The sequence below is a fragment of the Caulobacter sp. P1_B12_2 genome (assembly GCF_056406675.1).
Genome location: NZ_JBFTZS010000241.1, coordinates 1 through 6,968, shown reverse-complemented (window position 1 = coordinate 6,968; position 6,968 = coordinate 1). Strand labels below are relative to the sequence as shown.

The 6,968-nt window shown below is 65.6% G+C and carries 7 protein-coding genes; 2 read left to right on the top strand and 5 right to left on the bottom strand.

The features are described 5' to 3' along the window. A partial coding sequence (locus AC1DZ6_RS15325) for a cytochrome P450 (protein WP_477098020.1) occupies nt 1–1,243 on the bottom strand: 1,243 nt, incomplete at its 3' end. A 139-nt stretch (nt 1,244–1,382) separates the two neighbouring features. Between AC1DZ6_RS15325 and AC1DZ6_RS15320 the strand changes: the two genes are divergently transcribed. Next, on the top strand, nt 1,383–1,994 hold the full coding sequence (locus tag AC1DZ6_RS15320; protein WP_477098019.1) for a TetR/AcrR family transcriptional regulator: 612 nt from the start codon (nt 1,383–1,385) through the stop codon (nt 1,992–1,994). Between the two features lie 153 nt (nt 1,995–2,147). Here AC1DZ6_RS15320 and AC1DZ6_RS15315 read toward each other — a convergent pair whose 3' ends face one another. The 4 genes from AC1DZ6_RS15315 to AC1DZ6_RS15300 all read right to left on the bottom strand — a co-directional run bounded on the left by AC1DZ6_RS15315 (nt 2,148) and on the right by AC1DZ6_RS15300 (nt 5,510). Beyond that, entirely contained in the window at nt 2,148–3,326 is a 1,179-nt protein-coding gene (locus AC1DZ6_RS15315) for a Gfo/Idh/MocA family protein (protein WP_477098018.1), read from the bottom strand. Between the two features lie 12 nt (nt 3,327–3,338). Continuing rightward, entirely contained in the window at nt 3,339–4,262 is a 924-nt protein-coding gene (locus AC1DZ6_RS15310; RefSeq protein ID WP_477098017.1) for a VOC family protein, read from the bottom strand. 313 nt (nt 4,263–4,575) lie between these two features. Beyond that, nucleotides 4,576–5,214, bottom strand: coding sequence for a hypothetical protein (locus tag AC1DZ6_RS15305; protein ID WP_477098016.1), 639 nt, complete (start codon nt 5,212–5,214; stop codon nt 4,576–4,578). After that, on the bottom strand, nt 5,211–5,510 hold the full coding sequence (locus tag AC1DZ6_RS15300) for an autorepressor SdpR family transcription factor (RefSeq protein WP_477098015.1): 300 nt from the start codon (nt 5,508–5,510) through the stop codon (nt 5,211–5,213). The genes AC1DZ6_RS15305 and AC1DZ6_RS15300 overlap by 4 nt, the downstream gene beginning before the upstream one ends. Nucleotides 5,511–5,617: 107 nt before the next feature. Between AC1DZ6_RS15300 and AC1DZ6_RS15295 the strand changes: the two genes are divergently transcribed. Then, nucleotides 5,618–6,022 carry a YciI family protein gene (locus AC1DZ6_RS15295; RefSeq protein WP_477098014.1) on the top strand — a complete coding sequence of 135 codons (405 nt, stop codon included), beginning with the start codon at nt 5,618–5,620 and terminating at the stop codon, nt 6,020–6,022. Nucleotides 6,023–6,968 lie beyond the last annotated feature (946 nt).

Here is a 6,968-nt window from a genome sequence, read left to right as displayed (position 1 = left end):
TGTCGGGGAAGCGGCCCAGGATCTGGCGGTAGGCCTCCTCCAGCTGGATCTGCGCCACCCGCTTGCCGATGCAGACATGCGGGCCGTAGCCGAAGGCGATGTGCTTGTCGGCGTTGGGGCGGGTGATGTCCAACTGGTCGGGTTCGGCGAACACCGCCTCGTCGCGGTTGGCCGCGCCGTAGTACATGACCACCTTCTCGCCCTCGCGGACCGCCTGGCCGGCGATCTCGGCGTCGCGGGTGGCGGTGCGGCGCATGTAGATCACCGGGCTGACCATGCGGATGAACTCGTTGACCGCCCCGCCCATCAGCGACGGATCGGCGATCAGCCGGGCCTTCTGGTCGGGGAACTCGGTCAGCAGCTTCATCGTGCCCGACAGGGTGTTTCGCGTCGTGTCGTTGCCGGCGAAGACGATCAGCAGCCACGAGCCGTCCAGATATTCGTCGCTGAGCAGGGTCCCGTCGACCTCGGCGCGGGCGATGGCGCTCATCAGATCGGCTTGAGGCTCCAGCCGCCGCTTGTGCAGCATGGTGCGGCCGTACTCGAACATCTCCTCGACGTTGGTGTTGAAGTCCTGGACGAACTGCATCAGCTCCAGCGTCGGGGTGATCGGGGCCAGGGCCTGCTTCAGAGCCAGGTCCTGGGCCATCTCCAGATAGTGCATCCACTTCAGGAACTTGCCGCGATCCTCGGGCGGCACGCCCAGGATCTCGCACAGGGTGAACAGCGGCAGTTTGGACGAGAACGCCTCGACCAGGTCACAGCGGCCCAGCGGGGCCATCTCGTCCAGCAGCCGGCTCACCTCGGCCCGCACCGCCTCGGTGACGCCGCGCAGATAGGCGGGCGTGAAATAGGTCATGTGCTCGCGGCGCAGCTGGATGTGCTCGGCGCCGTCGAGATTGATCATGGTGTCCATCGAGGCGCGATAGAGCAGGGCGTGGCGCTTCTGCGGGTCGCCGTGCGCCATCAGTATGCCGCCCTTGCGCGACGAGAAGGTCTGGGGATCGGCCTCGACGGCCATGATGTCGGCGTGGCGGGTGACCGCCCAGAAGCCCGGCCCGCCATAGGGCTCGGGGTGCCACATCACCGGCGCCTGGGCGCGCATCTTGGCGAAGTCGCCATAGGGCTGGCCCTGGGTGAATTGGGTGATGTTGGACAGATCGACCCCGTCCAGGGTGGGAAACAGGGTCGGAGCGCCGGGACCCTCGATCCCGTCGACCGCGGTTTCGCTGACAAGCTGCATGGCCATGCGCGTCTTCCCTGTAAGTCCGCGCACTGCGTCGCGTGACGCCGTCGAGTAGTTCAGACGACACCTGTCGTGTCAATCGACTGGCGTTGAATCCGGCGGCGTGGCAAAACTGGGCGCGACGAGGAGAGCGAACTTGGCGAGAGCGGCGACGGAGAGAACAGGCGGCCTGCGCGAGGCCCAGCGCCAGCTGACCCGCGAGCGGCTGATCGACGCCGCCGTCGCGCTCTTCGGCCGGCGCGGCTTCCGGGCCGTGACCATCGAGCAGATCGCCGCCGAGGCCGGCGCCAACCGCGCCACCTTCTACCTGCATTTCCGCAACAAGGAGGACGTGGCCAACGCCATCGGCGACCGGTTGGTCCCCAACATCCAGGCCACGTTCGCGGCGCTGGACGCGATCGTCGATCCGAGCCTGGCGGACGTCCGCGCCTGGCTGGCCCAGGGCATGGGCGAGCAGACCGACGAGCGCCGCAACCTGCTGGCCGTGGCCACCGAGGCCAATGTCGCCGACCCCGACCTGGCCGACGACTATCTGCGCTTCATCAACCTGTTCATCGACGCCATGCCCAACTATCTGGCGCGGTTCAGCGACGCCGAGCGGCCGGCGGCGCGCACGCGGATGCTGCTGCAGCTCGTTCAGTTCGAGCGGCTGTCCTACGTGATGGTCGTGCAGCGAGCCTCGGCCCCGCTGGAACCGCTGCTGGACGCGCTGGCGGACAGCTGGTGGCGGTTGCTGCGGGGCAGCTAGATCCTCACCTAACAACCGCTCATCCCGGCGAATGCCGGGACCCAGATCCCAAAGCTGGGTGGCTGATTGGATGAACTCAGCGCTCATGGCGTCAGCCACACCGCCATTCCATCTGGGTCCCGGCATTCGCCGGGATGAGCGGATCAAGAGGGGTTAGGTGGTTTTAGGCACGTCCACCACCGCCGCCGGGTCCACCGCCCGCCGATACCCCCAGTCCGTCTTCACCGTCGCGCCGTCCTTGCTCGCGGACTCCAGGATCGCCTGCATCAGGCGCATGTCCTGCAGGCCCTCCTCGCCCGGCGAGACCATCGGCGCCTTGCCGCGCACCACGTCGGCCATCCAGTCCATCTCGCGGGCGAACTGGTCGCTGGGCGGGGCCGGGATCGGCGGCTGGGCCTGGCCGCCCTTGACCACGGTCAGGCGGTTGCCGCCGTAGAAGGCCGCCGGATCGGCGATCAGCCGGCCCTGCTCGCAGATCACCTCGAAGGCCATGGTCGGGGCATAGGCGAACGAGGTCGAGCCGTTGGCGATCACGCCCGACGGGAAGCGGAACTGCCAGTTGATCAGGTCCTCGGTCTCCTTGAACCGGGGATCGTTCCGGTCGGTCTGGGCCCAGGCCTGGACGGCGATCGGCTCCTCGTTCAGCAGGTAGCGGGCGGCGCTGACCCCGTAGACGCCCATGTCGCCCAGGGCCCCGCCGCCTGACATCTTGCCGTCCAGCCGCCAGACGTCGGAGGGATCCGACAGGTCGGCCTGCCGCCCCATGGTGGTGTTGATCTGGCGCACCTTGCCCATCGACTTGGCGCGCAGGCGGCGCATGACGTCCAGGTTCTGCGGCTCGTAGTGGCAGCGATAGGCGATCATCAGCTGACGCTTGGCGGCCTTGGCGGCGGCGATCATCGCCTCGGCGTCGGCGAGGGTGGTCGCCATCGGCTTCTCGCACAGCACGTGCTTGCCGGCCTTGAAGGCGCGGATCGTGTGCTCGGCGTGCATCGAGTTGGGCAGCACGATGTAGACGACGTCGATGCGCGGATCCTTGGCGATGCGGTCGTAGTCGTCATAGCCGTAGACCGCGTCGGCCGGCAGGCCGTTCTCGGCGGCGACGCGCTTGGCTTTCGCCGGATCGCCGCTGACCACGGCGGCCAGTTTTGCGCCCTTGGCGACCTTCAGGCCTGGGATCAGTTGGGTCAGGCTCAGCTTGCCCAGGCCGACGATGGCGAAACCGATCTTGTCGCTGTTGGCCATGGCCGCCCCCTGTGAACTCGAGACCGTCGGCGCGAGCGCCGCCGTGGCGCCGGCGGCGCCGATCAGGCTGCGTCTGGAAATGGGCATGGGCTGTCCTCCCTAGGGCTTGGGATCGGTGGCGGTGAACGGTGAGCAGCAGGGTTTGCCGACGGCGTGGAACTCCATGATCTCGGCCCGCGTGCCGTCGGGGTCGAACAGGTTCAGCTGCCACTTGGCGTCGCGGCCGATCTTGGGCGTTTCCGTCTGGCCCTCGAGGCGGTCGCCGTTCCACAGCAGGGTGTAGGCCAGGCGGGTGTCGGGCACGCCCAGCGAGAAGTGGTCCAGCACCCCGGCCGTGGCCTGGCTCATGCCGGGCGGCGGACCCYGGCCGTCGGGCGGGCCGACGATCATGTATTCCAGCCAGTCGCTGCCGTCCGGGACCTGCAGCGACACCCAGCTGGGCGCGTCGTCCTTCATGCCGCCGAACCAGTAGGGTCGGAAGCCTAGGATCTGGCGGTAGAAGGCGTCCTGCCTGGCGCGGTCGTGGACGATGAAGCCGACGTGGATGATGCGGCTGGACAGCGGATTGACCGCGACGGCGGGCAAGGTCGCGGGCGGCTGGACGAACTGGATCTTCACGCCCTCGGGATCGGCGACGTCGAACCAGCGGCCGCCGTCGGCGCCGGTCTCGACCCGGGCCGGAACGGCCACGCCCTTGGCGGCCAGATAGACGCGCAGGGCCTCGGCGTCGGCGGTGTTGAAGGCGGCGTGGTCCAGCCGGTCGATCGACGGCGCGCCGGGCGGAAGGGGCAGCACCTCGACGAACTGGGTCGGGCTGAAATAGTAGCGCGCGCCCTTGGCGTTCTCGGGATCGGGGCCTTTCACGGCGCCCAGGTCACGGACGTAGAAGGCCTCGCTCCTGGCCGGGTCGGCCGCGTGGACCGCCAGGTGAGAGACCGAGACGATCGGCGGCCGCGTCGGCGTCGCGGCCCGGGCGGCGCCGCAGAAGGCCAGGATCGTCAAGGCATAGGCGAGTGCTCGCATGACCGCTTCGCTCCCGTGATCCTTCGTTCTCCAGGGACGAAGGTTTCAGGCGGCAGGATAGCGCGGAATGGTAGCGTTACCAGGGCAATGTTCACCGACGATCGTCGGCCTTGAACGCAAACAGCGTCCGTGCCGGGGGGGAGGGCACGGACGCTGCGCTTTAGGACGCTGGGGCCGGCCGGGGGGAGAAGCCGGGTTGTCCGCGTCGAAGTAGAGATTGGGATCCGAACCGGGCTTCGCAACGGCGCGACCAAGGTCTTTTCGCGGCGGGTTCGTTACGAACGGGTGACGTTGTTGCCGGGTGGCGCCCGGCCTACCGGCTCCTGATCGAAGGTTTCAGGTGTCGGCGCTGAAGGACGGAGTTGATCATCAGCACCGCCACGGCCACCAGCATGACGGGCAGCAGCATGCGGACGGGCAGCGAGACCGCGCAGGCGACGATCACCAGGCCGACAGCGGCCATTCCCCAGCCGACCCGCAGCAGGGTGCGTGACCAGGCGGCGGGCTCAGGCGCGCCGACGCCGGTGGGCGGTGCGACCTTGGCGATGAAATTGCCTTGCACGGCGGTGAACACGCCGATGAAGACGGTGACGCCGCGCAGCATGGCCTGGCGGCCGAGCGTCTCGTCCATGATCAGGTTGCGGGCCGTCCAGCCGTGGATCGCCGCCAGCATCAGGGCCGCGATGATCATCCCGGTCTCGAACCAGCGAAGATGCTCTGCGGATGGCGTCAGGCGCGCCGAGCTCAGCCGCCTGCGCGCCAGCCACCAGCCCGCCGCCAGCAAGGCGGGATAGGCCAGCATCGTCACGGCCTGGGCCGTGAGACGACGCGCCTCCAGGGCGTCCAGCGAGTCCAGCCCGCCGACGCGCCACTTCCACAGGACGGCGCCGAGCGCGACGAGTGGCATCTCGACGATGGCCGCCTTCACGATGAACTGGGTCTTGCCGTTCATTTCGAACTCTCCTTGCGGGCGTCATTCTCGACCTGGAGGCCGATGCCGAAGGATTCGGCGAAGCCGAGCAGGGCGTCTTCCAGCACCGACAGCTTCAGGCGGTAGGTGATCGACGTGCCCTGCTTCTCGGCCCCGATCAGGTCGGCTTCGCGCAGCACCGCGAAGTGCGCCGACATCGTGGCCTTGGAGTAGGCAAAGTGAGACGCCAGCTCGCCGGCCGTCATCGCGCGCTCTCGCAGGAGTTGGAGGACGCGCCGGCGGGTGGGGTCGGACAGGGCTTTGAAGACGCTGCTCATGTTCGTTATTTAGCTAAATAACGAACATGAGTCCAGAGAGGCGCCTGGAAGAACCGGTAACGACGTTCTATGAGGGTCCGTGCCCCTCCACCCAACAAGGAACCCGCATGCTGTTCGCCATTCTCGCCTATCACGTGGAAGAGACGGTCCAGGCCTGGACCGCCGAGGAGGACGACGCCCTGATGGGCGACCTGCTGCAGGTTCATSACCGTCTGATCGCCGACGGCAGCATGGGCCCCGCGGCGCGGCTGGGTGACACGGGCGGCGGCGTGACCTTGCGCGGTCCAGGGGCGGGCTTCGTGACCGACGGCCCCTTCGCCGAGACCAAGGAACAACTGCTGGGCTTCTATGTCGTGGACGCCGAGACCCAGGAGGCCGCGGTCGCCATCGCCCGCGAGCTGCGCAGGGCCAACCCGACGGCCGTCTACGAGATCCGCCCCGTGCTGCTCTACCTGCCCGGCGCGCCGTTCCCGGTGACGGAGGCGTCGGCGTCGGCGCTGGAGTCCGTCTAGGCTCGGCGCTTCGTCAGCCTCTGAACCGACCTCGCCGGGGCCGACTAAGCTCATTTCACGACCGGCTCGTTTTAGGCGGGAGCTCTACTTCGTCAAAACTAACTCGTGGTTCCGCTTCGTTCGTCGAGAAATTCCTTCGCTTCCCCCGAATCTATAAATTCGAATAATCTAATTTTCGCATCTATTAAGGAGGTATATATGTTATCTCCTGGTATGCCATTGATGTATATTTTGTAGTGATTTTGGTTTTTGAAAATTAAGGCCGGGATTCTATCCTGTACAATGCTGATTGTGTTGTCGTCTTCCTTTTTCCATCGAGGTGAAGACGTGAAACGTCGTCTCTTTTCACGCTTCTTGACGTAATCGTCGTTAAATTCGCTAGCGCTAGTGTTTCCGGTCAAGTGGTCGCAGCAGTCAGTGCCCACCTCCATTGCGGGCCATTTTGGATGATGCACAAGGTATAGATATCGAAGATTGGCGCCGCATAGGTCGCAATTGCCGGATAAATCTTCAAGATCATAGGAGCCGATACACTCCCAGCCGCTCTTCGGCGCTACCTTCCCATGTTCCGCTGCGTGGCACCCCTTACAAAGCGTTTCGCATTCATTATACCTATAATCCCAAGGTTTTCTTCCTTGAATATAATGCTTATGATGCACCTGTAATATGACGGTCTCTGACCGTGATCGGTGACATTGTGTGCATCTACCGTCGTCTAATTTGATGACGGCTTCCCGAAAATCTATCCAGTCTTTGCGAGTATATAGGTTCACCGAAAACTATTCCTGTTTCGCAGTCGGGTCCTCGAATCGTAATGGTAGTGCAATTTGCGAAAATTGCAGCTTTTCAACCTAGTTGCGCAGGCGCGAGCGGATGTCATTGGTTTGTGAGGTGGCGGGGATCACCTCGACGTCTAGCCCCCGAACCGCGCCCGGTAGGCCTGGGG